Origin of the sequence: Pseudomonas sp. PDM18, assembly GCF_014852585.1 — a bacterium.
Classification (GTDB): Bacteria; Pseudomonadota; Gammaproteobacteria; order Pseudomonadales; family Pseudomonadaceae; genus Pseudomonas.
Map to the genome: position 1 here is coordinate 1 of NZ_JACVBX010000009.1, position 24,641 is coordinate 24,641.

Here is a 24,641-nt window from a genome sequence, read left to right on the forward strand (position 1 = left end):
GACAAGGGGCGGTGCCCGAAGGTCGCATTAGTGGCATGCATGCGCGTACTGATCGTGCGGATCAACGCGATGGTGAGAGACGGCACCAGTTGGAGGACAGGTGCCGTGTGAAGACAGTTGCTCCTACAACGGGACTCAGGGCTTGGCCGCGTCCTTCTTCAACTGCAGCAGCTCCCGGGTGCTATGCCGCAGGTTCTCGGCCAGGCTGCCCTGTTCATTGAAGCAGTCCTCGACCAGCCAGCCCCCGGCCGTGCGATGCAGCAACAGGCCAAGGTCGCGGTCCTCCCCCGTCAGGGCATCCTTGAGCACCACCCGCGCCTTGATGCGTTCGTCGTCCACCGTGGTGAACGCCAGCGACCTCACCTTGATGTCGCCCCAGTCCTGGCAATCGCACAGCGGGTCGCCACCCAGGTAACCCAGCTCACCATCGGCAGCGTCCTGATCGGCTTTCATCAACGCAATCAGCGAGGCGTCGTAGACGTCCTCCTCCTTCAGCGTCTTGTTCGGCACGCCCGGACCATCCGGCGAGTAGCTGGCATACAACTGGCGCAGGAAGCGCTCCGCACTGGCGGTATCGGTCGCCGACGTCGAAGCCGCGAGCGAGGTATCGAAGAGCGTCAGCAGGATCAGCGACAGGGCAAAGGCGGATCGCAGGAAGGCCATGGGATTCTCCATCGGGCAGCCGTGCATCATCGCCCAGCGCAGCCTCGAAAATCCGTGATGTGGTTAAAGCTGCCGGCGGTAGCCCTGGGACAGCAGCCACCCCTGGAAGGCCCGGCGGCGCTCCGGCGGCAGGTCCGCCAGCACCTGCGCCTCCGGCTCCGCGCGCAGCCGCCGCAGCCATGGCGCCAGCTCCAGGCCATCCAGATGCCAGATGCCCAGCGGCTGGTCGGCGCTGACCACGACTTCCGCTTCGTCGACGAACTCGCCATTCAGCACGGGGGCGCGCTCGATACGCAGGCTGGCGAAGTCGGCCGGCATGTGGCTCGGCTGCTGGTCCGGCCAGGCGCGGCGCGCTTGCCAGAACGGCTGAGCGGCCCATTGTGTTTCGCTGGCATAGAAGTCGCGGCCGACGCGGGCGAAGCGCAGGAACAGCTGCTCCACCCGTCGCTGATGGAAACGCCGGGCCAATTCCGCCCGCTCCGGCGCGCGCAGCAGCGTGTTGATCACCAGCGGCGCCTGCAAGGCCGAGGACAGCGACTGGAAAATGCCATTGCCGGACAGCGGGTCCACCGCCATCGCCGCATCGCCCACGCGAATCCAGGTATCGCCACAGGCCTCCAGGCTGAGGATCGCCGTGCTGCTGCGGGCGTGCAGGTCCAGCTCCCGCTCCTCGGCGGCACCGAAGAACTCCCGCACCAGCTTCGACGCGCTGCGGCGCTCGCGGCAGTAGTCCAGCAACTGCTCGCGAGGCGGCAGTTGGCTGCTCGCGACGTCCAGGGTGAGCTGCCAGTAGCAGCGCCCATCCTCCAGCCGCGCCATCCACGCCCAGCCATCGGCCAGGCTCTCCACCGCCGTTGCCAGCGGGCCAGGCTCGCCCTGCCAGCGGTTGAGCAGGCTGAGGGTTTCCGGGCCGCGCCGGGCTTTCATTCCCTTCTGGTTCAGCGGCGCCTGCCGACCTCGGGCCTCGACCAGAAATGCGCCCTGCACTTCCCGACCGTTTTCGAGTTTCACTCGCCAGCCGGGGCCGTCTTCCGCCACGCCCAGCACCTGGGCTTCGATCAGTTCGACGCCGGCTTGCCTCAGGTCCTCGCGCAGCCCCGCATCGAAGCGCGGGCGGTCGAGAACGCATTCTATGTTTTGCGCGCTTTCCACACCATTCCACTGCACACGCCGTTGCGAAGGCGGCGCGGCGCATGTCAGCGCATGTTTCAGGCCGGCATTGCGCAGGCCTTCCAGTACGCGCTGGGAGACGCCTTCGACGGCGGCGAAGCGGCGCCATTCGCTGATCACGATGACCGGATGACCCAGGCGGCGCAGGCCGAGGGCGACGGCGGCTCCGGCGGGGCCGGCGCCGAGGATCAGGATCGGGAGTTTATTCATGCTCCGAATACCCTCTCCCTAACCCTCTCCCTGAAGGGAGAGGGGACTGTCCGGAGCGGTTGGGAAGATTGGCGTTCGGCTGAGCATTGCTGAGCAACAGGAAAACTGCGTACTTCCAGCAGCGCCGAACAGCTCCCTCTCCCTTCAGGGAGAGGGCTGGGGAGAGGGAACTGTGCTCGACCTCCACTCACAAACTCACCTTCCGCTCGATCCCGCGAAAAGCCGCGCGCTCGCGCATCAACTCGACGAGCTGCACATTGGACAGTTCCGGCCGCTCCGCGAGCAAAGCCGCCAGATGGCCGCTGAAGGCCGCGCATCCCAGGCTTGCGCCGGAGCGCCCGCCAACTTTCACCGCCGCGCCAAAATCCGCCTGCGGGCTATCCAGCCAGGACCACTCGCCTTCGCCGCATCGGGCATCGCCCGTCACCCGGATCACCCCCGGATAGCTCGCCGGAAACACCGGTTCCCCCCGCGCCGGGCTGGACGCACAAACCAGCACGCCGGCTTCGATCAGATCCGTCACGGCCTCACGCAGGATCGGTCGATCCTGGCGCACGCCCAGACTCAGGTTGATCACCCGCACGCCCTGCTCGCCCAGCCAATGCAGCGCGGCGGCTATTTGCAGCGGGCTGGTCACGCCACGCTCATCGAAGACCTGGGCGACGAACAGGCGGGCATCGGGCGCCTGGGAAAGAATGGCTTCGCAGACGACGCTGCCGTGGCCCAGAGCATCCGCTAACGACTCGCCCTGGGCGTGGCCGTCGTCGGTGAGGAAGAAGCGCCGCGCACCGCTTACGCTCGCGGACTGCGACTCGGCAAAACCACTGTCGACCAGCCCAACCCGCAGCTCAGGCCTCATGACGCTGCACCGGCTGAGCCTCGCGCACCCGCATCTGCCCATCCTGCAATTCCAGGTGCAGCTCGGCGGCGGCCAGGGTCGAGGTGCGGTGGCTGATCAGCAGGCGCGTGCGCCCGGCGAACAACTGGTCGATGGCCGCGATGACCTCGCGCTCGGTGCTCTCGTCCACCTGCGACGTAGCCTCGTCGAGCACCAGGATCAGTGGGTCCTGCAACAGCGCGCGGGCGATGGCGATGCGTTGCTTCTGCCCGCCGGAAAGCTGCTGGCCGCGCTCGCCCAGCGGGCTGTCGAGGCCCTCGGGCAGACTGGCGATCAGGCTGCCGAGCTGCGCCGCGCGGGCGGCCTTCTCGATGGCCTCACGGCTCGACTCGGGCGCGCTATAGGCCAGGTTGTCGGCCAGGCTGCCACGGAACAGCACGATGTCCTGGCTGACCACCGCCACGCGCCGACGCAGGGCTTGCAGGTCAAGTTCGCGCAGGTCCACGCCGTCCAGCAGGATGCGCCCCTGATCGGGGTCGTAGAAACGTTGCAGCAGGTCGATCAGCGTGCTCTTGCCAACGCCCGAAGGGCCGCTCAGCGCGACCTTGAGACCGGCGGGAATCACTGCCTGCACAGCTTGCAGAACCGGCTGCGCGCGGCCCGGCCAGGCGTAATGCAGGTTTTCCAGGCGCAGCTCGCCCACCGTCGGCATCGGCCTTGGCGCGGCAGGCGAAACGATGGTGGCGTCCTCACCGCGCAACTCCATCACCCGGCCAAGGCTGACGGTCATGCGCTGCAACGCGACGTACAGGCCGAGCAGGCTCTGCACCGGCCCGATGGCCATGCCCAGGTAGGTGGAAAAGGCGATCAGCGAACCCAGTTGCCAGGTGCCCTGCACCACCCAGTAGCCGCCTACCAGGAAGGCACAAGCGCGGGACAGCGACATCAGCGTGCCGGGCACCGCCTGGGTGAAGAACTCGGTGAGCTGCAGGCGCAGCAACTGGCCCAGATAGCCCTGCCCCAGCCCTTCCAGGCGCCCGGCTTCGCGGCTCTGCTGCCCAGCGGACTGGATGAACTTCATCGCCGGCAGCGTCTCGACGAAGAACGACGAAAGGTCCGCCGAACGCTCGCGCAAACCGCGCGCCTCGCGCTCCACCTTGCGCCGCATCCAGCGCAGCCAGAGGACGTCCAGCGGGATCAGCAGCGCCACCAGCAGCGAGAGTTTCCACGACAGGGTGAGCAACAGCACCAGCGCGCCGACCAGGCCGATCACGCTGGACACCGCAGAGAACAACGAGTCCACGGCGAAGCGCTGGATCTCGGCGACATCGCCATCGAGCCGGGACATCAGGTCGCCAATGCGACGGCGGCCGAAAAAGCTCGGCGACAGGGTCTGCAGGTGGCGGTACAGCGCGTCGCGCAGGGAAAACAGGATGCGCCCGGACAGGCGCGTGTGCAGGTAGCGGTTCAGTCCGGACAACGCCGTACCGACCAGGCCGACGACGATCATCGCGCCAGCCACCATCACCAGCACAGGGAAGTCCTTCGCCAGCAGGCCGTCGTCGATCAGCGTCTTGGTCAGCCACGGCTGCGCGAGCACCAGCAGCGAGGCGCAGAACGACAACCCGAGGAGACCGGCAATGGCCGCCTTGTGCGGGCGCACGAAGCCGTACAACCAGCGCAGCGAGGCCTTGAGCGCCTGCGGATCGTCGCTCTCGATCAGGCGGGTGAAGAACATCAGCCCACCTTGAGTTGCTTGAGCTTGCGGTACAGCGTGGCGCGACTGATACCCAGCGCGTCGGCAGCAGCGGAGACGTTGCCCTGGTGGCGCTCCAGCGCCTGGCGGATCAGCTCCAGTTCGTTCTCGCGGATGCTGCCGCTGGGCGCGCGCTCGCCGGCACTGAGTTCGTCCAGGGTGCTGTCGGGCAGATGATCCAGACTCAGCTCCTCCTCGCCCTCCTCGCGCATGGCCAGCGCCGTGCGCAGGACCATCTCCAGCTGGCGGATGTTGCCCGGCCAGTGGTACTCGCGCAGCAGGCCGAGCAGTTCGGCGGAAAGTTTCACCTTGGGCGCACCGAGGCGCGCCAGCAGGCCGCTAGCCAGTTCGGCGAGGTCGTCGCGCTCGCGCAGCGCCGGCAGCTTCACGCTGATGCCGTTGACGCGGTAATAGAGGTCTTCGCGGAAGTGCTTTTCTTCCACCAGTCGCTTGAGGTCGCGGTGGGTGGCGCAGATCAGCGCGACGTCGATGTCCTGCTCCTCGCCGGCCCCCAAGGGCGCCACCTTGCGCTCCTGCAGCACGCGCAGCAGGCGCGCTTGCAGGGCCAGCGGCATATCGCCGATCTCGTCGAGGAACAGCGTGCCGCCATGGGCCTGTTGCAGCCGGCCGACCATGCCGCCGCGCCGCGAGCCGGTGAAGGCGCCGTCGCGGTAGCCGAACAGCTCGGACTCGATCAGTCCTTCGGGAATCGCCGCGCAGTTCACCGCGACAAAGGGTTTGTCGCTGCGTGCGCTGGCCTGGTGCAGGGCGCGCGCCACCACTTCCTTGCCGCTGCCGGTTTCACCCAGCAGCAGCACCGGCAGTTCGTTCACCAGCCCCTGGCGCGCCATGCGCAGGGCACGGGCGTAGCGCGGGTGGCTGCCGGCCAGGGCTTCGAGTTCGGGGCCGGCGGCCGGGCGTGGCGCGCGGGCGCTGACCGGCACCGCGTGGCTGCGCAGCGGCGCCTGGAGCGTCTTGTAGAACAGCTCGCCCTTGGGCGTCTGCAGGCTACCGACGCCGCCCTGGTAGAGGCGGCCGAGCAGTTGGTCGCCGCGCACGCCGAGAAGGTCTTCGCTGCGTCGGCCCACCAGGCTTTCACGGTGGGCACCGAGCAGTTGGCAGGCCTGACCGCTGACGGCCAGCACCTTGCCGTCCAGCCCCAGCGCCAGCAGGCCCTGCCAGGCGGAATCCAGGTACTGGCGGCGATAATGGAAGGCGATCACCACCTGCCCCGGATGGCTGACGGCGAACAGTCGCGCCTCGATCTGGAACACCGCGAGACTGAGCAGCGAGAGGCTTTCACGCGGGCCGGAAAGCGGCCCTTCGCGGGTCATGTCGAGCACGCCAAGCAGCGTGCCCTGTGGCCCTTCGATGGGCACCGAGGTGCAGGAGAATCGGCTCAGGCGGTCGAGGAAGTGCTCGCCGCAGTCGATCTGCGTGGCGCGCTTCTCCACCAGCGCGGTGCCCAGGGCATTGGTGCCGCGCGAGGCTTCGCTCCAGCAGGCGCCCTGAACGATGTCGGCCAGGCCCTTGCTCTGCATGCGCTCGCGGGCGCCCTCGACGGAGAGGATGGTGGCGTCGGCGTTGGCCAGGATGATCACGCCGTCATGGCCCTGGCGTTGTTGCAGGTAGTCGAGTTCGGGGATGGCGGCGTCGAGCAGCAGGCGGTTGCCGGCCAGCAGCACGTCGGGTTTCACCCGCGTGTCGAGGCCGTGCTCGGTGCCGCTGGCGCAGTCCAGGCCATGGCCGACGCTGCGCCGCCAGGAGGCGTCGATTTCCTCGCGGAGCACGCCGCTGGGGACTTCGCCTTCCTGTTGCAGGCGTTCACGGGCCAGGTGGGCTTCGCGCAGCAGGTCGCTGCTTATTGTTCTTGTAGTCATGCATCGCTCCGGTAGGTTCCGTGCCCCTTTTCAGGGATGTCGGGGCGCGGAACTCGCAGGCTGGTCAGGGCTGTGTACACCCGCAGATGGCGTCAGTAAAGGGGAAGCCCCAGGTAGGAAAGTCTAGTAGGGAGCAGCAGGCAATTCCCGCGCCACTCCCCCTTCCTACGCCGCCTTCGAGTTGTATTGACACTGACTCAAGGCAGGTTTACGTTAACGTAAAGGTAAACGACCTAGCAAGAGCATTCCCATGGCCACGACCTACACCATCTCCGAGCTTGCCCGCGAACTGGACGTCACCACCCGCGCCATCCGCTTCTACGAGGAGCAGGAAATGCTCAGCCCCGAGCGCCGCGGCCAGGAGCGCGTCTACAGCGCGAAGGACCTGGTGGCACTGAAGCTGATCCTGCGCGGCAAGCGCATCGGCTTCTCGCTGGCCGAGTGCAAGGAGCTGATCGACCTCTACGACCCCAGCAGCGGCAACACCAAGCAGCTGCAGACCTTCCTCGACAAGATCACCGCGCGCCGCGCACAGCTGGAACAGCAGTTGCTCGACATCGAGCAGATGAAACTGGAACTGGACACGGCCGAGGAGCGCTGCCTGGCGGCCATGGCCGAGACCGACAAACCCCGCAAGCAGCGCGTCCCGGTTTAAGACAATCTCCTGGACCTCGCGAGCTAGAGCCAGGCAAGGCGAAAGGCACCGAGAACGCGGAGTTTACGCTTGTAAATGAGCAGTTCTCGGCGGCTTTCAACGCAGCATGGCCGACGCGCAGCAGGCCCATTCACCCATCAGATTACAAATACAAGTACAGGTGATCCCATGAGCTACCCCTCCCTCAACTTCGGCCTCGGCGAAACCATCGACATGCTGCGCGAGCAGGTGCAGGGCTTCGTCGCCAGCGAACTCGCCCCGCGCGCCGCGCAGATCGACGCCGACAACCTGTTCCCGATGGACATGTGGAAGAAGTTCGGTGACATGGGCCTGCTCGGCATCACCGTCGCTGAGGAGTACGGCGGCGCCAACATGGGTTACCTGGCCCACGTCATCGCCATCGAGGAGATCAGCCGTGGCTCGGCTTCGGTCGGCCTGTCCTACGGCGCGCACTCCAACCTGTGCGTCAACCAGATCAAGCGCAACGGCAACGCCGAGCAGAAGGCCAAGTACCTGCCCAAGCTGATCAGCGGCGAGCACATCGGCGCCCTGGCCATGAGCGAGCCCAACGCCGGCTCCGACGTGGTGTCGATGAAGCTGCGCGCCGAGAAGCGCGGCGACCGCTTCGTCCTCAATGGCAGCAAGACCTGGATCACCAACGGCCCGGACGCCAACACCTACGTGATCTACGCCAAGACCGAGCCGGAGAAAGGCGCCCACGGCATCACCGCGTTCATCGTCGAGCGCGACTGGAAAGGCTTCAGCCGTGGCAGCAAGTTCGACAAGCTAGGCATGCGCGGCTCGAACACCTGCGAGCTGTTCTTCGATGACGTGGAAGTGCCGGAAGAGAACGTACTGGGCGCGGTCAACGGCGGCGTGAAGGTGCTGATGAGCGGCCTGGACTACGAGCGCGTCGTCCTCGCCGGCGGCCCGATCGGCATCATGCAGGCCTGCATGGACGTGATCGTCCCCTACATCCACGACCGCAAGCAGTTCGGCCAGAGCATCGGCGAGTTCCAGCTGATCCAGGGCAAGGTCGCCGACATGTACACCCAGCTCAACGCCAGCCGCGCCTACCTGTACGCCGTGGCCCAGGCCTGCGACCGTGGCGAGACCACCCGCAAGGACGCCGCCGGGGTCATCCTCTACACCGCCGAGCGCGCCACCCAGATGGCCCTGGACGCCATCCAGATCCTGGGCGGCAACGGCTACATCAACGAGTTCCCCACCGGCCGCCTGCTGCGCGACGCCAAGCTCTACGAGATCGGCGCCGGCACCAGTGAAATCCGCCGCATGCTGATTGGCCGCGAGCTGTTCAACGAGACCCGTTAAGCCTAACTCGCCGATTCGTAGGATGGGTGGAGCGAAGCGATACCCATCAGCTTGACCTGCGATGGGTATCGCAGGCTCCACCCATCCTACCTGCCCTTCGCACGTGGAGACGCCATGACCATCCTCGGCACCCAACTCAACACCCGTTCCCCGGAATACGCCGCCAACGCCGCGACCATGCTGGAGAACGTCCAGGACCTGCGCGCTGTCCTCGGCCGCGTCCATGAAGGCGGCGGCGCCGCCGCCCAGGCCAAGCACACCGCGCGCGGCAAGCTGCTGGTGCGCGAGCGCATCAACCGCCTGCTCGACGCAGGTTCCCCCTTCCTCGAAGTCTCCGCCCTCGCCGCCCATGAGGTGTACGGCGAAGACGTCGCCGCCGCCGGCGTGGTCGCCGGCATCGGCCGCGTGGAAGGCGTGGAATGCATGATCGTCGGCAACGACGCCACGGTGAAAGGCGGCAGCTACTACCCGTTGACCGTGAAGAAGCACCTGCGCGCCCAGACCATCGCCCAGCAGAACCGCCTGCCATGCATCTACCTGGTGGACTCGGGCGGCGCCAACCTGCCGCGCCAGGACGAGGTCTTCCCCGACCGCGAGCACTTCGGCCGGATCTTCTTCAACCAGGCCAACATGAGCGCCCAGGGCATCCCGCAGATCGCCGTGGTGATGGGCTCCTGCACTGCCGGCGGCGCCTACGTGCCGGCCATGAGCGACGAGACCATCATGGTGCGCAACCAGGCCACCATCTTCCTAGCCGGCCCACCGCTGGTGAAGGCCGCCACCGGTGAGGTGGTGAGCGCCGAGGACCTGGGCGGCGCCGATGTGCATTGCAAGACCTCCGGCGTGGCCGACCACTACGCCGAGGACGACGAGCACGCACTGGCCATCGCCCGCCGCTGCATCGCCAACCTCAACTGGACCAAGCAGGGCCGGCTCAACACCCGCGCCCCGCGCGCCCCGCTGTATGCCAGCGACGAGCTGTACGGGGTGATCCCGGTGGACAGCAAGCAGCCCTTCGACGTGCGCGAGATCATCGCGCGCCTGGTCGACGGCAGCGAATTCGACGAGTTCAAGGCGCTGTTCGGCACCACCCTGGTGTGCGGCTTCGCCCACCTGCACGGCTACCCGGTGGCGATCCTCGCCAACAACGGCATCCTCTTCGCCGAGGCCGCGCAGAAAGGCGCGCACTTCATCGAACTGGCCTGCCAGCGCGGCATTCCGCTGGTGTTCCTGCAGAACATCACCGGCTTCATGGTCGGCCAGAAGTACGAGGCCGGCGGCATCGCCAAGCACGGCGCCAAGCTGGTCACCGCCGTGGCCTGCGCCCAGGTGCCGAAGTTCACCGTGATCATCGGCGGCAGCTTCGGCGCCGGTAACTACGGCATGTGCGGCCGTGCCTACGACCCGCGCTTCCTGTGGATGTGGCCCAACGCGCGGATCGGCGTGATGGGCGGCGAGCAGGCCGCAGGCGTCTTGGCCCAGGTCAAGCGCGAGCAGGCCGAACGCGCCGGCAACGCGCTGTCCGCCGAGGAAGAGGCGAAGATCAAGGCACCGATCCTCGAACAGTACGAGCGCCAGGGGCATCCCTACTATTCCAGCGCGCGACTGTGGGACGACGGCGTGATCGACCCGGCGCAGACCCGCGACGTGCTCGGCCTCGCCCTCTCCGCCTCGCTCAACGCGCCTGTCGAAGCGACCCGCTTCGGCGTCTTCCGCATGTAAGGCCGCTGCCATGACCGACTCTCAGAACATCGCCTTTCAGAATATCGAGCTCGCTATCGACCCGCGCGGCGTCGCCCATCTCTGGCTGAACCGCCCGGAGAAGAACAACGCCTTCAACGCCCGGACCATCGCCGAGCTGATCCAGGCGCTGGCCGCCGTGGCCAGCGACGACCGCGTGCGCCTCGTCGTGCTGCGCGGCCGTGGCCGCCACTTCTGCGGCGGCGCCGACCTGTCGTGGATGCAGGAATCCGTGCAGCTGGACTACCAGGGCAACCTGAATGATGCCCAGCAGCTCGCCGAACTGCTCTACAACCTGCACCAGTTGCAGAAGCCGACCCTGGCTGTGGTTCAGGGTGCCGCCTTCGGCGGCGGCGTGGGCCTGGTCGCCTGCTGCGACATGGCGCTGGCCGCCGAGGACGCGCAGTTCTGCCTGTCCGAGGTGCGCATCGGCCTGATCCCGGCCACCATCGGCCCCTTCGTCAGCAAGGCCATCGGCCAGCGCGCCGCCACCCGCTACGCCATGACCGCCGAGCGTTTCAGCGGCATCCGCGGTCGCGAGCTGGGCCTGGTGGACGAAACCTACCCGGCAGCCGAACTGGATGACGAGGCCGAGGCCTGGATCGCCAACCTGCTGAACAACAGTCCGGCGGCCCTGGTGGCCTGCAAGGCACTGTTCCATGAAATCGGCGCCGGCGAACTCACTCCCGAACGCCGCCGCTACACCGAAGCCGCCATCGCCCGCATCCGCATCAGCCCCGAGGGGCAGGAAGGCCTGCGCGCCTTCCTGGAGAAACGCAAACCGGCCTGGCAGGAGCAAGTCTGATGAAGAAGATCGATACCCTGCTGGTGGCCAACCGCGGCGAGATCGCCTGCCGCGTGATGCGCACCGCCAAGGCCCTGGGCCTGACCACCGTGGCCGTGCACAGCGCCACCGACCGCCACGCTCGCCACGTCGAGGAGGCGGACATCGCCATCGACCTGGGCGGCGCCAAGCCCGCTGAAAGCTACCTGCGCGCCGACGCCGTATTGGCCGCCGCGAAAGCTGCCGGCGCCCAGGCCATTCACCCCGGCTACGGCTTCCTCTCGGAGAACGCCGGCTTCGCCCGTGCCTGCGAAGAGGCCGGGCTGGTCTTCCTCGGCCCGCCGGCCAGCGCTATCGATGCCATGGGCAGCAAGTCCGCCGCCAAGGCGCTGATGGAAACCGCCGGCGTGCCGCTGGTGCCCGGCTACCACGGCGAGGCCCAGGACTATGCCACCTTCCAGCGTGAAGCCGAGCGCATCGGCTATCCGGTGCTGCTCAAGGCCGCCGCCGGCGGTGGCGGCAAGGGCATGAAGGTGGTCGAGCGCGAAAGCGAACTGGCCGAGGCGCTGGAGTCCGCGCAGCGTGAAGCGCAGTCCGGTTTCGGCGACTCGCGCATGCTGGTGGAGAAATACCTGACCAAGCCGCGCCACGTGGAAATCCAGGTGTTCGCCGACCAGCACGGCCACTGCCTGTACCTCAACGAGCGCGACTGCTCGATCCAGCGCCGTCACCAGAAAGTGGTGGAAGAAGCGCCGGCCCCCGGCCTCTCCGCCGAACTGCGCGCCGCCATGGGCGAGTCCGCCGTACGTGCCGCCCAGGCCATCGGCTACGTCGGCGCCGGCACCGTGGAGTTCCTCTACGACGAAGGCAGCGGCCAGTTCTTCTTCATGGAAATGAACACCCGCCTGCAGGTGGAGCACCCGGTCACCGAAGCCATCACCGGCCTCGACCTGGTGGCCTGGCAGATCCGCGTCGCCCGTGGCGAGCCGCTGCCGATCACCCAGGAACAGGTGCCGCTGAATGGCCACGCCATCGAAGTGCGCCTGTATGCCGAAGACCCCGAGGGCGGCTTCCTGCCCGCCAGCGGCCACCTCGCGCTGTACCGCGAACCCGCCGCCGGCCCCGGCCGCCGCACCGACAGCGGCATCCGCGAGAGCGATGACATCTCGCCGTTCTACGACCCGATGCTGGCCAAGCTGATCGCCTGGGGCGAGAACCGCGAGGAAGCGCGCCAGCGCCTGCTGTCGATGCTCAGCGAAACCGCGGTCGGCGGCTTCAAGACCAACCTGGCGTTCCTGCGCCGCGTGCTGGCCCATCCGGCCTTCGCCGAGGGCGAACTGGATACCGGCTTCATCGGCCGTTACCAGGACGACCTGCTGCCGGCCGCCACCGCCCTGCCCGAGCGCTTCTGGCAACTGGCCGGCGAAGCCTGGGTGCAGAGCGAAGCCGCCCGTGTGCGCGGTGACGACGCCCATTCCCCGTGGTCCGCCCAGAGCGGCTGGCGCAGCGGCCTGCCAGGGGAAACCGACCTGCACCTGCTGGCCAAGGGTGAGTCGCAGGTGGTGCGCCTGCGTCACGCCGACGGCCAACGCATCGCCCAACTCGACGGGCAATGGCTGGACGTGAAGGACGGCGAGATTCGCCGCCGCCACCAGGTGATCCGCCGTGGCGCCAACCTCTACCTGGAATGGAACGGCGAGCTGGTCGGCGTGCAGCGTTTCGACCCCATCGCCGAAGCCGAAGCGGCCCACGCCCACCACGGCGGCCTGGGTGCACCGATGAACGGCAGCATCGTGCGCATCCTGGTCGAGCCCGGCCAGAGCGTCGAAGCTGGCGCAGCCCTGGTGGTGCTCGAAGCCATGAAGATGGAACACAGCATTCGCGCGCCGCACGCCGGCGTGGTGAAATCGCTGTATTGCAGCGAAGGCGAGCTGGTGTCCGAAGGGACGGCGCTGGTGGAGCTGGAAGAGGCCTGAATCCGTAGGGCGTATAACGCTCCGCGTTATACGCCGACTGGCCCTGGTCAGCCTGCGCCAGGTTCAGCCAGGACATCGACTGCAAGCTGCGGTGTAGCGGCGTATAACCGCGAACGGTTATACGCCCTACGCTCCACCGAAAGTACGAGGACATTCCATGACCCTGCCAAAATCCGTCCGCCTGGTCGAAGTCGGCCCGCGCGACGGCCTGCAGAACGAGAAACAACCCATCGCCGTGGCCGACAAGGTACGCCTGGTGGACGACCTCACCGCCGCCGGCCTGGACTACATCGAAGTCGGCAGCTTCGTCTCGCCCAAGTGGGTGCCGCAGATGGCCGGCTCGGCGGAAGTCTTCGCCGGCATCCGACAGAAGGCCGGCGTCACCTACGCCGCCCTGGCGCCGAACCTGAAGGGCTTCGAGGCCGCGCTGGAATCGAAGGTCAAGGAAGTCGCGGTATTCGCCGCCGCCTCCGAGGCCTTCTCGCAGAAGAACATCAACTGCTCGATCAAGGAGAGCCTGGAGCGCTTCGTTCCGGTGATGGAAGCGGCCCGCCAGCACGGCGTGCGCGTGCGCGGCTACGTCTCCTGCGTGCTCGGTTGCCCCTATCAGGGCGAGGTGGACGCGGCGCAGGTCGCCGCCGTCGCCGAAGAGCTGCACGCCATGGGCTGCTACGAAGTTTCCCTCGGCGACACCATCGGCGTCGGTACCGCCGGCGCCACCCGCCACCTGTTCGAGGTCGTCGGCCAGCGTGTGCCGCGCGCGCAATTGGCCGGGCACTTCCACGACACCTACGGCCAGGCCACGGCGAACATCTACGCCAGCCTGCTGGAAGGCATCGCGGTGTTCGACAGCTCGGTCGCCGGTCTCGGCGGTTGCCCCTACGCCAAGGGCGCCACCGGCAACGTCGCCACCGAGGACGTGCTCTACCTGCTCAACGGCCTGGGCATCCACACCGGCATCGACCTGGACCTGCTGATCGACGCCGGCCAGCGCATCTGCGCGGTGCTCGACAAGCCAAACGGCTCGCGGGTGGCCAAGGCGCAACTGTCCAAACGCTGAAGCCCATCCCTGTAGGAGCGCGCCATGCGCGCGATCGCGGGCATGGCCCGCTCCTACAGGTACAACCTACCGCCACATCCCGGTACAGTGCGCCCTCTGCCCTCCCCGCGCACGGCCTGACCATGACCGACACCCACAGCCTCAAGGACTACCCCAGCGTCCGCCAACTGGCGATCCGCTCGCTGTTCGAGATCTTCGAGCAGTTCAGCGAGGGCACGGTGATCGTCGACCGCGAGGCGCGCATTGTCTGGATCAACCAGCGCTATGCCCAGCGCTTCGGCCTGGACAGCGCCGAGCAGGCCGTCGGGCGCCCGGTGGAACAGGTGATCCCCGGCAGCCTGATGCGCGAGGTGGTCAGCAGCGGCCGGCCGATGCTGCTGGACATCCTCGACATGGCCAAGGACCCGCTGGTGGTCATGCGCGTGCCGATCCGCGACGACGCGGGCGAGGTCATCGGTGGCATCGGCTTTGCCCTGTTCGATGAACTGCGTGCGCTGTCGCCGCTGCTCACCCGCTACCAGCGCATGCAGGCCGAGCTGGCCTCGACCCGTTCGCTGCTGCAGGCGCGCCAGGCGAAGTACAGCTTCGGGCATTTCATCGGCACCAGCGCCGCCAGCCTGGAAGTGAAGCGCCGCGCGCGCCGGGGGGCCGCCAGCGAAGCGCCGATCCTGCTGCTGGGCGAGACCGGCACCGGCAAGGAACTGCTCGCCCACGCCATTCATGCCTCCTCTCCACGCGCCGACAAGCCCTTCGTCAGCCTCAACGCCGCCGCCATTCCCGAAACCCTGCTGGAGGCCGAGTTCTTCGGCACCGCGCCGGGCGCCTTCACCGGCGCCGACCGCAAGGGTCGCGCCGGCAAGCTGCAGATCGCCCAGGGCGGCACGCTGTTCCTCGACGAGATCGGCGACATGCCGCTGACCTTGCAAAGCAAACTGCTGCGGGTGCTGCAGGAGAAGGAGTTCGAACCGGTCGGCTCGAACGAAGTCCTGCGCAGCGACATCCGCCTGATTGCCGCCACCTCCATCGACCTCGATGCGGCCGTGCGCGAGGGCCGCTTCCGCGCCGACCTGTTCTACCGCATCAACGTCCTGCCCATCGAGATTCCGCCGCTGCGCGAGCGCCTGGAGGATTTGCCGGCGCTGTGCGAAGCCATCCTCGACGGCCTGCGCGACGACCGCCAGACGCTTTACGAGCTGGATGCCGGTGGTCTCGCTTTACTCGCCCGGCATGCCTGGCCGGGCAACGTGCGCGAACTGCGCAACCTGCTGGAGCGCACTGTACTGCTGGGTGATCGCCCGCAGATCGACGCCGCCGCGCTGCGTGCAGCACTGGGCGAATTGCAGCCACTGCCCACCCCCTCGGCCACACCGGGAACCCGTCTGACCGAGGGGCAGGACTTCTACGCGGCGCGGGACGCCTTCGAGCGCGAGCTGATTGCCAACACCCTGGCCGAGCACGCCGGCAATGTCGATGCCGCCGCGCAGCGCCTGGGTCTGGGGCGCTCGACCCTCTACAAGAAGATGGCAGCACTGGGCCTTCAATCCTGAAAAAGAGACAAGTCTCAAAAAAGAGACAACCACTCAAAACTCTTGATTGAAAGCCACCAGGCGATTCAATCCGCCGCCTTGTCTCAAATTAGAGACGAAGCGCTTCTCCCCATTCATGAAAATCTCAAAATAAGACTTATAAATCAGATAGTTACAATCCTGGCACGGTCCTGGCTATGTCGCCTCTCGCGGCCTTCGCGCCGCACAGCCGACATAACAACAATCAACGCTGCCCGAACGCGAATTCCACCCCAGCGGAACACCCGGCAAGTTCCGCCTCGCCCTCGGTATAGCGCCAGGAGATCACCCGATGAGCCGCTCCACGCTCAATCATGCCGCCGTACTGACCGCCCTCGGTTCCACCCTCGCCCTTTCGCCCCAGGCCTTCGCCGAATTCATCGCTGACAGCAAGGCCAGCGTCGAACTGCGCAACTTCTACTTCAACCGCGACCTCCGCCAGGACAATGCCGCGCAGTCCAAGCAGGAAGAGTGGGCGCAGGGCTTCCTGCTGCGCTACGAATCCGGCTACACCGAAGGCACCATCGGCGTGGGCGTCGATGCCCTCGGTCTGCTCGGCGTCAAGCTGGACTCCAGCCCCGACCGCGCCGGTTCCGGCCTGCTGCCACGCGACAAGGACAAGGTCAACGGCGCACCCGACGACTACAGCGAGCTGGGCCTGACCGCCAAGCTGCGTGCCTCCAAAAGCGTGCTGAAGATCGGCACCCTGCTGCCCAAGCTGCCGACCGTGCTGGCCAACGATTCGCGCCTGCTGCCGCAGACCTTCGAAGGTGCGCACCTGAGTTCCGCCGAATTCGCCGGCCTGACCTTCGACGGCGGCCGCCTGCGTCAGGTGAGCCAGCGCGACTCCTCCAACCGCGAGGACATGACCGTCACCAGCGGCAGCGCGCGCGGCATCGTCGCCACCGACACCAGCGACCAGTTCGACTTCGCCGGCCTGAACTACAAGTGGACGCCGCAGCTCACCACCGGCTACAGCTACGCCAAGCTCGACGGGCTCTACGACCAGCACATCGTCAACCTGGTGCACGTACTGCACATCGCCGCCGGCCAATCGCTGAAGACCGACCTGCGCTACGCCCGCTCCGACGACGACGGCCACAGCAACGTCGACAACCGCGCCTTCGGCGCCATGCTCACCTACACCCTGGGCGGCCACGGCTTCGGCGCCGGCTACCAGAAGATGAGCGGCGACACCGGCTTCGCCTACATCGGCGGCACCGACGCCTTCCTGGTCAACTTCGTGCAGATCGGCGACTTCGCCAACCGCGACGAGAAGTCCTGGCAGGCGCGTTACGACTACGACTTTGCCGCCCTCGGCGTACCCGGCCTGACCTTCATGACGCGCTACCTGTCCGGCGACAACATCGAACTGGGTGCCGGCAAGCCCGAAGGCAAGGAGTGGGAGCGCGACACCGACATCGGCTACGTGGTGCAGAACGGGCCACTGAAGAACTTCGGCGTGAAGTGGCGTAACGCGACGGTGCGCTCCAGCCACTTCGGCAACGACCTCGACGAGAACCGCCTGATCCTCAGCTACGTGCTGCCGCTCTGGTAAGCGCTTTTTTCGTCATCCTCAACCATTACAACAAGAACCACGCGCGGCCGATCGCCGCGCGCCACCTGGAGACTCTCCGATGAGCGTGGTCATCGCCCTCGCGGCCCTCGCCCTGCTGATGCTCGCCGCCTACCGCGGCTACAGCGTGATCCTCTTCGCCCCCATCGCCGCGCTGCTGGCGGTGCTGCTGACCGACCCTTCCGCCGTCGCCCCGGCCTTCACCGGGGTGTTCATGGAGAAGATGGTCGGCTTCGTCAAACTCTACTTCCCGGTGTTCCTGCTCGGCGCGGTGTTCGGCAAGCTGATCGAGCTGTCGGGCTTCTCGCGCTCCATCGTCGCCGCGGCCATCCGCCTGCTGGGCACCCGCCAGGCGATGCTGGTGATCGTGCTGGTCTGCGCCCTGCTCACCTACGGCGGCGTGTCGCTGTTCGTGGTGGTGTTCGCGGTCTACCCGTTCGCCGCCGAGATGTTCCGCCAGAGCAATATCCCCAAGCGACTGATCCCGGCGACCATCGCCCTGGGCGCCTTCAGCTTCACCATGGACGCCCTGCCCGGCACCCCGCAGATCCAGAACATCATCCCCACCGCCTTCTTCAACACCACCGGTTGGGCCGCGCCCTGGCTGGGCGTGATCGGCAGCCTGTTCGTGTTCAGCGTGGGCATGCTGTTCCTCCGTCGCCAGGCCGGCAAGGCGCGCGCCGCCGGTGAAGGCTACGGCACCGAGTTGCGCAACGAGCCGGAAACCGCCGACGACATGAAACTGCCCAACCCGCTGCTGGCGCTCTCGCCGCTGGTGCTGGTGGGCGTCGCCAACCTGCTGTTCACCCACTGGATTCCCCAGGTCTACGGCAAGACCCACAGCCTGCAGCTGGCCGGCATGGCCGCGCCGGTGGCCAGCGACGTGGCCAAGCTGACCGGCATCTGGGCGGTGCAGGCGGCGCTGCTGCTGGGCATCCTGCTGGTGCTGGTGACCAGCTTCGCGGTGATCCGCAGCAAGATCGCCGAGGGCAGCAAGACCGCCGTGTCCGGCGCGCTGCTGGCGGCCATGAACACGGCTTCGGAATACGGCTTCGGCGCGGTGATCGCCTCGCTGCCGGGCTTCCTGGTACTGGCCGACGCACTGAAGAAGATTCCCGATCCGCTGGTCAACGAGGCCATCACCGTCACCACCCTGGCCGGCATCACCGGCTCGGCGTCGGGCGGCATGAGCATCGCCCTGGCCGCCATGTCCGAACAGTTCATCGCCGCCGCCCACGCCGCCAACATCCCGCTGGAAGTACTGCACCGGGTAGCGGCCATGGCCTCCGGCGGCATGGACACCCTGCCGCACAACGGCGCGGTGATCACCCTGCTCGCGGTCACCGGCCTGACCCACCGCGAGGCCTACAAGGACATCTTCGCCATCACCCTGATCAAGACCCTCGCGGTGTTCGTGGTGATCGGCACTTTCTACGCCACCGGAATCGTCTAGACCGGTTGTTACCAAGCGGTCGCCGCGCGGCGACCGCCCCGTTGCAGAGGAGATTTGCATGACACTCAAGGGCAAGACCGCACTGGTCACCGGCTCCACCAGCGGCATCGGCCTGGGCATCGCCGCGCGCCTCGCGCAGGCGGGCGCCAATGTGGTGGTCAACGGCTTCGGCGACATCGACGCGGCCGTGCGCGAGCTGTCGGTGCATGGCACGCGCATCGGCCACCACGGCGCGGACATGGCGCAACCCGAGCAGATCGCCGAGATGATCGCCTACGTCGAGCGCGAGTTCGGCGGCCTCGACATCCTGGTCAACAACGCCGGCATCCAGCACGTCGCGGCGCTGGAAGACTTCCCCGTGGAGCGCTGGAACGCGATCATCGCCATCAACCTCTCCTCGGTGTTCCACACCACCCGCCTGGCGCTGCCGGGCATGCGCCAGCGCGGCTGGGGACGCATCCTCAACATCGCCTCGACCCACGGCCTGGTCGCCTCGGCGGGAAAGAGCGCCTACGTGGCCGCCAAGCACGGGGTGATCGGCCTGACCAAGACCACCGCTCTGGAAACCGCCACCACGGCCATCACCTGCAACGCCATCTGCCCCGGCTGGGTACTGACGCCGCTGGTACAGCAGCAGATCGACGCGCGCGTCCAGGCCGGCGCCAGCCCCGAACAGGCGCGCCACGACCTGCTGGCGGAGAAGCAGCCGTCGCTGGATTTCGTCACCGCCGACCAGCTCGGCGAGCTGGCGCTATTCTTGTGCTCTGAAGCCGCCGCGCAGGTCCGTGGCGCCGCCTGGAACATGGATGGCGGCTGGGTCGCCCAATGACTCGAGGGTTCCTGCGGCGCTTCGTGACATGATGTGTGGGCACCGTTCGTCGGCGGTGCCCTTCGCCCACACGAACCCGATGGAGTCGTAGTCGATGAATCAGGCGCTCTGGAGCCCCTCCCCCGAACGCATCGCCGCCACCCGCCTGGATGCCTTCCGCCGCAAGGTGGCGCAGCAGCACGGGCTCGACCTGCCCGACTACGCGGCCCTGCATGCCTGGAGCATCGCCGAGCGCGAGGCCTTCTGGCTGGCCATCGTCGACACCTTCGGCGTGCAGTTCCACGAAGCCCCCTCGGCGGTGCTCGAGGAAGGCCCGGAAATGCCCGATGCGCGCTGGTTCCCCGGCGCCACCCTGAACTTCGCCGAACACCTGCTGCGTCGCCGCGACCACAAGCCGGCGCTGGTCGCCATCAGCGAGGACGAACGCCGCGAGGTGATCAGCCACGCCGAGCTGGCCGCCCAGGTCGCCGGCCTGCAGCGCGCATTGCGTGAAGCAGGTGTGGGCGTCGGCGACCGCGTCGCGGCCTTCATGCCCAACACCTGGCAGACCGTGGTCGGCATGCTCGCCACCACCAGCCTGGGCGCCACCTGGTCGAGCTGCTCGCCGGACTTCGGCACCCATGGCGTGATCGACCGCTTCGGCCAGATCGAACCCAAGGTGCTGATCGCCTGCGCCGGCTACCGCTACGCCGGCAAGGTGCTGGACCTCAGCGCCAAGCTCAACGAAATCCTCGCCCAGCTGCCCAGCCTGGAGCAGCTGGTGATCGTCCCCTACGCCAACGGCCACGCGCGCCGCAGCGACTTCCAGACGCCGGCGCGGGTCAGCCTCTGGCAGGACTTTTACCACAGCGGCGGCGACCCGGTGTTCACCCCGGTGCCCTTCGACCACCCGCTGTACATCCTCTACTCCTCCGGCACCACCGGCGTGCCCAAGTGCATCGTCCACGGCGCCGGTGGCGTGCTGCTGCAGCACCTCAAGGAACACGGCCTGCACGTCGACCTGGGGCCGGACGACACGCTGTTCTACTACACCACCTGCGGCTGGATGATGTGGAACTGGCTGGTCTCGGGCCTCGCGGTCGGCGCGACGCTGGTGCTCTACGATGGCTCGCCCTTCCACCCCGGCCCCGAGCGCCTGATGGACCTGATCGACGCGGAGAACATCAGCGTCTTCGGCACCAGCGCCAAGTACATCGCCGCGTTGGAAAAGGCCAACGTGCGACCGCGCCAGACCCATTCGCTGGAGCGCCTGAAGACACTGCTTTCCACCGGATCGCCGCTGGCCCACGAGAGCTTCGATTACGTTTACCGTGACGTGAAACCCGATCTCTGCCTGTCGTCGATCTCCGGTGGCACCGACATCGTTTCCTGCTTCGCCATCGGCAATCCGACCGCACCGGTCTGGCGTGGGGAAATCCAGTGCAAGGCGCTGGGCATGGCGGTGGAGGTCTGGGACGCGGCCGGCAGGCCGGTGCACGGCGAGAAAGGCGAGCTGGTCTGCGTGCGGCACTTCCCATCGATCCCGGTGGGCTTCTGGAACGACGAGAACGACGAGAAATTCCTCGACGCCTACTTCGCCACCTTCCCCGGCGTTTGGGCCCACGGCGACTACGCCGAGGAAACCGAACACGGCGGCCTGGTGATCCATGGCCGCTCGGATGCCGTGCTCAACCCCGGCGGCGTGCGCATCGGCACCGCGGAAATCTACCGCCAGGTGGAGAAGATCGAGCAGGTGCTGGAATCCATCGCCATCGGCCAGGACTGGCAGGGCGATGTTCGCGTGGTGCTGTTCGTACGCCTGCGCGACGGCGTGGAACTGGACGACACGTTGCAGGAGCGCATCCGCCAGACCATCCGCAGCAACACCACCCCTCGCCACGTACCGGCGAAGATCCTCGCGGTCAGCGACATCCCGCGCACCATCAGCGGCAAGATCGTCGAACTGGCGGTGCGCAACGTGGTGCACGGCCAGCCGGTGAAGAACACCGACGCGCTGGCCAACCCGCAGGCGCTGGAGTTGTTCAGGGATCGGAAGGAGCTGGAGAGCTGAGGGACATAGGCGACGTCGCGCCTATGCATACCCTATCCCCAGCCAAGGTGAGGGCTCTTGCTCTCGTAGGAGCGGAGCTTCTCCGCGATCTCTTCCCGGCTACGCCTGCGTGCAGGCCCTGGTTCGCGAGCAAGGGCTAGGCGCCCCCCTCGGTCCTACAGGCTTATGCCGGGGCGCTCTTCGTAGGAGCGAGGGGGACGCCATCGTTATTGCTCGCGCCCCCTGCCCCACAGCGTCGTAGGGCGCATAACCTGGAACAGGTTATCCGCCGGCAATCCGGCGGCGGATAACGCTGGCGCGTTATGCGCTCTACAAGAGCAGCCCTACCTGCGATCAGCGCTCTCGCCAATCAGCCACCGCCCGGATGCGTGGTCCGGGCGGCGCTGATCAGGCGTCGCCCAGCGACTCGGTGCCCAGCTCGTCCCACACCGCCTCGGCGAGGTGGAAGGTGGCGTTGGCGGCCGGGATGCCGCAGTAGATCGCACTCTGCAGCAGGACTTCCTTGATCTCTTCACGGGTCACGCCGTTGTTGCGCGCTGCGCGCAGGTGCAGCGTGAGCTCGCCCTCGCGATTCATGCCAATCAGCATGGCAATGGTAATCAGGCTGCGGGTGTGGCGCGGCAGGCCGGGGCGGGTCCAGATGTCACCCCAGGCGTGGCGGGTGATCATTTCCTGGAACTCTTCGTTGAAGGCATTGCGCTTCTGCAGGCTGCGGTCGACGTGGGCGTCGCCCAGCACCGCGCGGCGCACCTGCATGCCGGCTTCGTAGCGTTCTTTCTCGTCCATCTCTAACTCCAAATTCAACCTGTAGGACCGAGGGGGGCGCCTAGCCCTGGCTCGCGAACAATCCCCGCTGCGGGGCTGGGGTTCGCGAGCAAGCTCGCTCCTACGAAAAGCAGTTATGCGCGCAGGAAGTCCAGCACACGCTGGCTGAAGACATCGCCGGCCTGCACGTTGGACAGGTGCGCGACGCGGAATTCCACCAGCTCGGCGCCGGGAATGCGCGCCTGCAGGAAGCGGCCGTCCTCGGTGGTGGTCACCGGGTCGGCGGCGCCACAGACCACCAGGGTCGGCGCGGTGATAGCACCGATCTCGCCACGGAAATCGGCGTCGCGCACGGCCGCGCAGTTGGCTGCGTAACCTTCCGGCGAGGTCTGCGCCAGCATGCCGACGATCGGCTCGACCTTGCCCGGCTCGGCCTCGGCGAAGTCGGCAGTGAACCAGCGCGAGATCGAAGCATCACGCAAGTTGCGCATAGCCTCGGCGCCGCCGCTGAGCACGGTCTCGATGCGCGGATTCCAGATTTCCGGGGTGCCAATCTTGGCGGCGGTGTTGCACAGCACCAGGCGCTCGATGCGCTCCGGCGCGTGGATGCCGAGCCACTGGCCGATCAGGCCGCCCATGGACAGGCCACAGAAATGCGCGCGGGGAATCTCCAGCGCATCCAGCAGGGCCAGCACGTCGCGGCCGTTCTGTTCGATGCTGTACGGGCCGGGAGTTACCAGCGAAGCGCCGTGGCCACGGGTGTCATAGCGCAGCACGCGGAAGTGTTCGGCGAAGGCGGCGACCTGCGCGTCCCACATGTGCAGGTCGGTACCCAGCGAGTTGGACAGCACCAGCACGGGGGCGCCGGCGGACCCTTCAAGAAGGTAATTCAGGTCGCCATCGGCGAGATGTACGGCAGGCATGCAAGGCTCCTATCGGGATTCTTTGCGCAAGGAAAGTACTTGGTGTTCGGCCAGCGCGCGCTCGACCCAGCGGCGCGCCTGGCCCAGGTAATGGGCGGGATCGAGCAGGCGATCCAGCTCCCCGGCATTCAGTTGTGCGGCGACTTCGGCGTTGGCACCGAGCACCGTGCGCAGATGCGCGCCCTCCTTCACCGCCTGCTTGCAGCATTGCTCCACCAGGTGGTGCGCGGCGTCGCGGCCGATGCGCTGGGCCAGGGCGATGCTCACGGCTTCGGCGAGCACCAGGCCACGGGTCAGATCGAGGTTGGCGAGCATTCGCTCGGCATCGACTTCCAGGCCCGGCACCAGGCTCAGTGCCTGTTGCAGTGCGCCGGAGACGAGGCAGCACAGCTCCGGCAGGCTTTCCCATTCGGCGTGCCACAGGCCGAGGCTGCGCTCGTGCTCCTGGGGCATGGCGGCGAACAGGGTCGAGACCAGACCCGGCGCGCGGGTGGCCGCGCCGATCAGCACGGCGGCGCCCACCGGGTTGCGTTTGTGCGGCATGGTGGAGGAACCGCCCTTGCCCGGCGCGGAAGGCTCGAAGACTTCGCCGGCCTCGGTCTGCATCAGCAGGCTAAGGTCGCGACCCAGCTTGCCGAGGCTGCCGGCGATCAGGCCGAGCAGGCTGGCGAACTCCACCAGGCGGTCGCGCTGGGTGTGCCAGGGTTGCTCGGGCACTTGCAGGTTCAGTTCTTCCGCCAGCGCCTCGGCCACGGCAAAGCCCTGCTCGCCCAGCGCGGCGAGACTGCCGGATGCCCCGCCGAACTGCAGGCACAGCAGGCGCGGCTTGAGTTCATTCAGACGCTGGCGATGACGGGTGATCGCACCCAGCCAGCCGGCGATCTTCATGCCCAGGGTGACGGGCGTGGCGTGTTGCAGCCAAGTGCGGCCGACCATGGGTGTAGCGGCGTGGGCTTGTGCCTGAACGGCGAGCGCGTCGGCCAACTGGGCAAGGTCGCCTTCGAGCAGCTCGATGGCAGCGCGCAGTTGCAGGACCAGCCCGGAGTCCATGGCATCCTGGCTGGTGGCGCCCAGGTGCACGTAGCGCTCGGCTTCGGCGTCGTCGGCGGCGATGCGCTTGCCCAGCGCCTTCACCAGCGGGATCGCGGAGTTGCCGGCGTTGCAGATCGCCTGGCTCAGTGCAGCAAAATCGTAGAGGTCAGCGCGGCAGGCGGCGGCGATGGGCGCCACGGCGCTCGCCGGGATCACGCCGACGCGGGCTTCGGCACGGGCCAGTGCGGCCTCGAAGTCGAGCATGCCCTGCACCCGGCCGTGGTCGCTGAAGATCGCGCGCATGGCGGGCTGGGTGAAGTAAGCGTCGAACAGAAGGTTGGTGCTCACGAGGTGGCTCCGGAGATCGGCGGGCGTTGTCGGACA

19 protein-coding genes and 1 pseudogene are annotated in these 24,641 nt (G+C 67.4%); 12 read left to right on the plus strand and 8 right to left on the minus strand.

The annotated features are described in order from the left end of the window. Positions 1–111, plus strand: a pseudogene (locus IB274_RS29700) (IS110 family transposase); the annotation flags it as partial. A gap of 24 nt (positions 112–135) precedes the next feature. On the opposite strand, the gene IB274_RS18360 reads toward IB274_RS29700, so the two are convergent. The 5 genes from IB274_RS18360 to IB274_RS18380 form a co-directional block, all read right to left on the minus strand. Beyond that, the gene (locus IB274_RS18360; protein ID WP_192433473.1) at positions 136–663 is read right to left on the minus strand and encodes a DUF3828 domain-containing protein; all 528 of its coding nucleotides are present in this window, start codon (positions 661–663) and stop codon (positions 136–138) included. A 63-nt stretch (positions 664–726) separates the two neighbouring features. After that, a complete protein-coding gene (locus IB274_RS18365) occupies positions 727–2,043 on the minus strand; it encodes an NAD(P)/FAD-dependent oxidoreductase (RefSeq protein ID WP_192433475.1) in 1,317 nt (438 codons plus the stop codon). 187 nt (positions 2,044–2,230) lie between these two features. Next, positions 2,231–2,902, minus strand: coding sequence for a S8 family serine peptidase (locus IB274_RS18370; RefSeq protein WP_192433477.1), 672 nt, complete (start codon positions 2,900–2,902; stop codon positions 2,231–2,233). Then, positions 2,892–4,619, minus strand: a complete 1,728-nt coding sequence (locus IB274_RS18375) for an ABC transporter ATP-binding protein (RefSeq protein ID WP_192433479.1) — start codon at positions 4,617–4,619, stop codon at positions 2,892–2,894. The genes IB274_RS18370 and IB274_RS18375 overlap by 11 nt, the downstream gene beginning before the upstream one ends. Beyond that, positions 4,619–6,517 carry a sigma-54-dependent Fis family transcriptional regulator gene (locus tag IB274_RS18380; RefSeq protein WP_192433481.1) on the minus strand — a complete coding sequence of 633 codons (1,899 nt, stop codon included), beginning with the start codon at positions 6,515–6,517 and terminating at the stop codon, positions 4,619–4,621. Before IB274_RS18380 ends, IB274_RS18375 begins: the two co-directional genes overlap by 1 nt. Before the next feature lie 250 nt (positions 6,518–6,767). Between IB274_RS18380 and IB274_RS18385 the strand changes: the two genes are divergently transcribed. The 11 genes from IB274_RS18385 to IB274_RS18435 all read left to right on the plus strand — a co-directional run bounded on the left by IB274_RS18385 (position 6,768) and on the right by IB274_RS18435 (position 21,537). Further along, a complete protein-coding gene (locus IB274_RS18385) occupies positions 6,768–7,172 on the plus strand; it encodes a MerR family transcriptional regulator (RefSeq protein WP_081516619.1) in 405 nt (134 codons plus the stop codon). 168 nt (positions 7,173–7,340) lie between these two features. Beyond that, positions 7,341–8,504 (plus strand): isovaleryl-CoA dehydrogenase, encoded by a 1,164-nt coding sequence (locus IB274_RS18390; protein ID WP_024765596.1) that lies wholly within the window; start codon positions 7,341–7,343, stop codon positions 8,502–8,504. A gap of 114 nt (positions 8,505–8,618) precedes the next feature. Next, a complete protein-coding gene (locus IB274_RS18395) occupies positions 8,619–10,226 on the plus strand; it encodes a carboxyl transferase domain-containing protein (protein ID WP_192433484.1) in 1,608 nt (535 codons plus the stop codon). Between the two features lie 10 nt (positions 10,227–10,236). Next, the gene (locus IB274_RS18400) at positions 10,237–11,049 is read left to right on the plus strand and encodes a gamma-carboxygeranoyl-CoA hydratase (RefSeq protein WP_192433485.1); all 813 of its coding nucleotides are present in this window, start codon (positions 10,237–10,239) and stop codon (positions 11,047–11,049) included. Continuing rightward, complete coding sequence (locus IB274_RS18405) at positions 11,049–13,004, plus strand: acetyl/propionyl/methylcrotonyl-CoA carboxylase subunit alpha (protein ID WP_192433487.1); 1,956 nt, start codon at positions 11,049–11,051, stop codon at positions 13,002–13,004. Before IB274_RS18400 ends, IB274_RS18405 begins: the two co-directional genes overlap by 1 nt. A 157-nt stretch (positions 13,005–13,161) precedes the next feature. Further along, positions 13,162–14,064, plus strand: coding sequence for a hydroxymethylglutaryl-CoA lyase (locus IB274_RS18410; RefSeq protein ID WP_192433489.1), 903 nt, complete (start codon positions 13,162–13,164; stop codon positions 14,062–14,064). A gap of 122 nt (positions 14,065–14,186) precedes the next feature. Next, the gene (locus IB274_RS18415; protein WP_192433491.1) at positions 14,187–15,611 is read left to right on the plus strand and encodes a sigma-54 interaction domain-containing protein; all 1,425 of its coding nucleotides are present in this window, start codon (positions 14,187–14,189) and stop codon (positions 15,609–15,611) included. A gap of 310 nt (positions 15,612–15,921) precedes the next feature. Further along, a complete protein-coding gene (locus IB274_RS18420; protein ID WP_192433493.1) occupies positions 15,922–17,187 on the plus strand; it encodes an OprD family porin in 1,266 nt (421 codons plus the stop codon). 79 nt (positions 17,188–17,266) lie between these two features. Beyond that, positions 17,267–18,658, plus strand: a complete 1,392-nt coding sequence (locus tag IB274_RS18425; RefSeq protein WP_192433495.1) for a GntP family permease — start codon at positions 17,267–17,269, stop codon at positions 18,656–18,658. 58 nt (positions 18,659–18,716) lie between these two features. Then, positions 18,717–19,487 carry a 3-hydroxybutyrate dehydrogenase gene (locus tag IB274_RS18430; protein ID WP_192433497.1) on the plus strand — a complete coding sequence of 257 codons (771 nt, stop codon included), beginning with the start codon at positions 18,717–18,719 and terminating at the stop codon, positions 19,485–19,487. A gap of 94 nt (positions 19,488–19,581) precedes the next feature. Beyond that, a complete protein-coding gene (locus IB274_RS18435; protein WP_192433500.1) occupies positions 19,582–21,537 on the plus strand; it encodes an acetoacetate--CoA ligase in 1,956 nt (651 codons plus the stop codon). Between the two features lie 387 nt (positions 21,538–21,924). On the opposite strand, the gene pcaC is transcribed toward IB274_RS18435, so the two are convergent. The 3 genes from pcaC to IB274_RS18450 all read right to left on the minus strand — a co-directional run bounded on the left by pcaC (position 21,925) and on the right by IB274_RS18450 (position 24,605). Further along, positions 21,925–22,323, minus strand: a complete 399-nt coding sequence (pcaC, locus tag IB274_RS18440) for a 4-carboxymuconolactone decarboxylase (RefSeq protein WP_045208224.1) — start codon at positions 22,321–22,323, stop codon at positions 21,925–21,927. Positions 22,324–22,436: 113 nt separating this feature from the next. Continuing rightward, positions 22,437–23,225 carry a 3-oxoadipate enol-lactonase gene (gene pcaD, locus IB274_RS18445; protein ID WP_192433502.1) on the minus strand — a complete coding sequence of 263 codons (789 nt, stop codon included), beginning with the start codon at positions 23,223–23,225 and terminating at the stop codon, positions 22,437–22,439. 9 nt (positions 23,226–23,234) lie between these two features. Beyond that, positions 23,235–24,605, minus strand: coding sequence for a 3-carboxy-cis,cis-muconate cycloisomerase (locus IB274_RS18450; protein ID WP_192433504.1), 1,371 nt, complete (start codon positions 24,603–24,605; stop codon positions 23,235–23,237). Between the last annotated feature and the right edge of the window lie 36 nt (positions 24,606–24,641).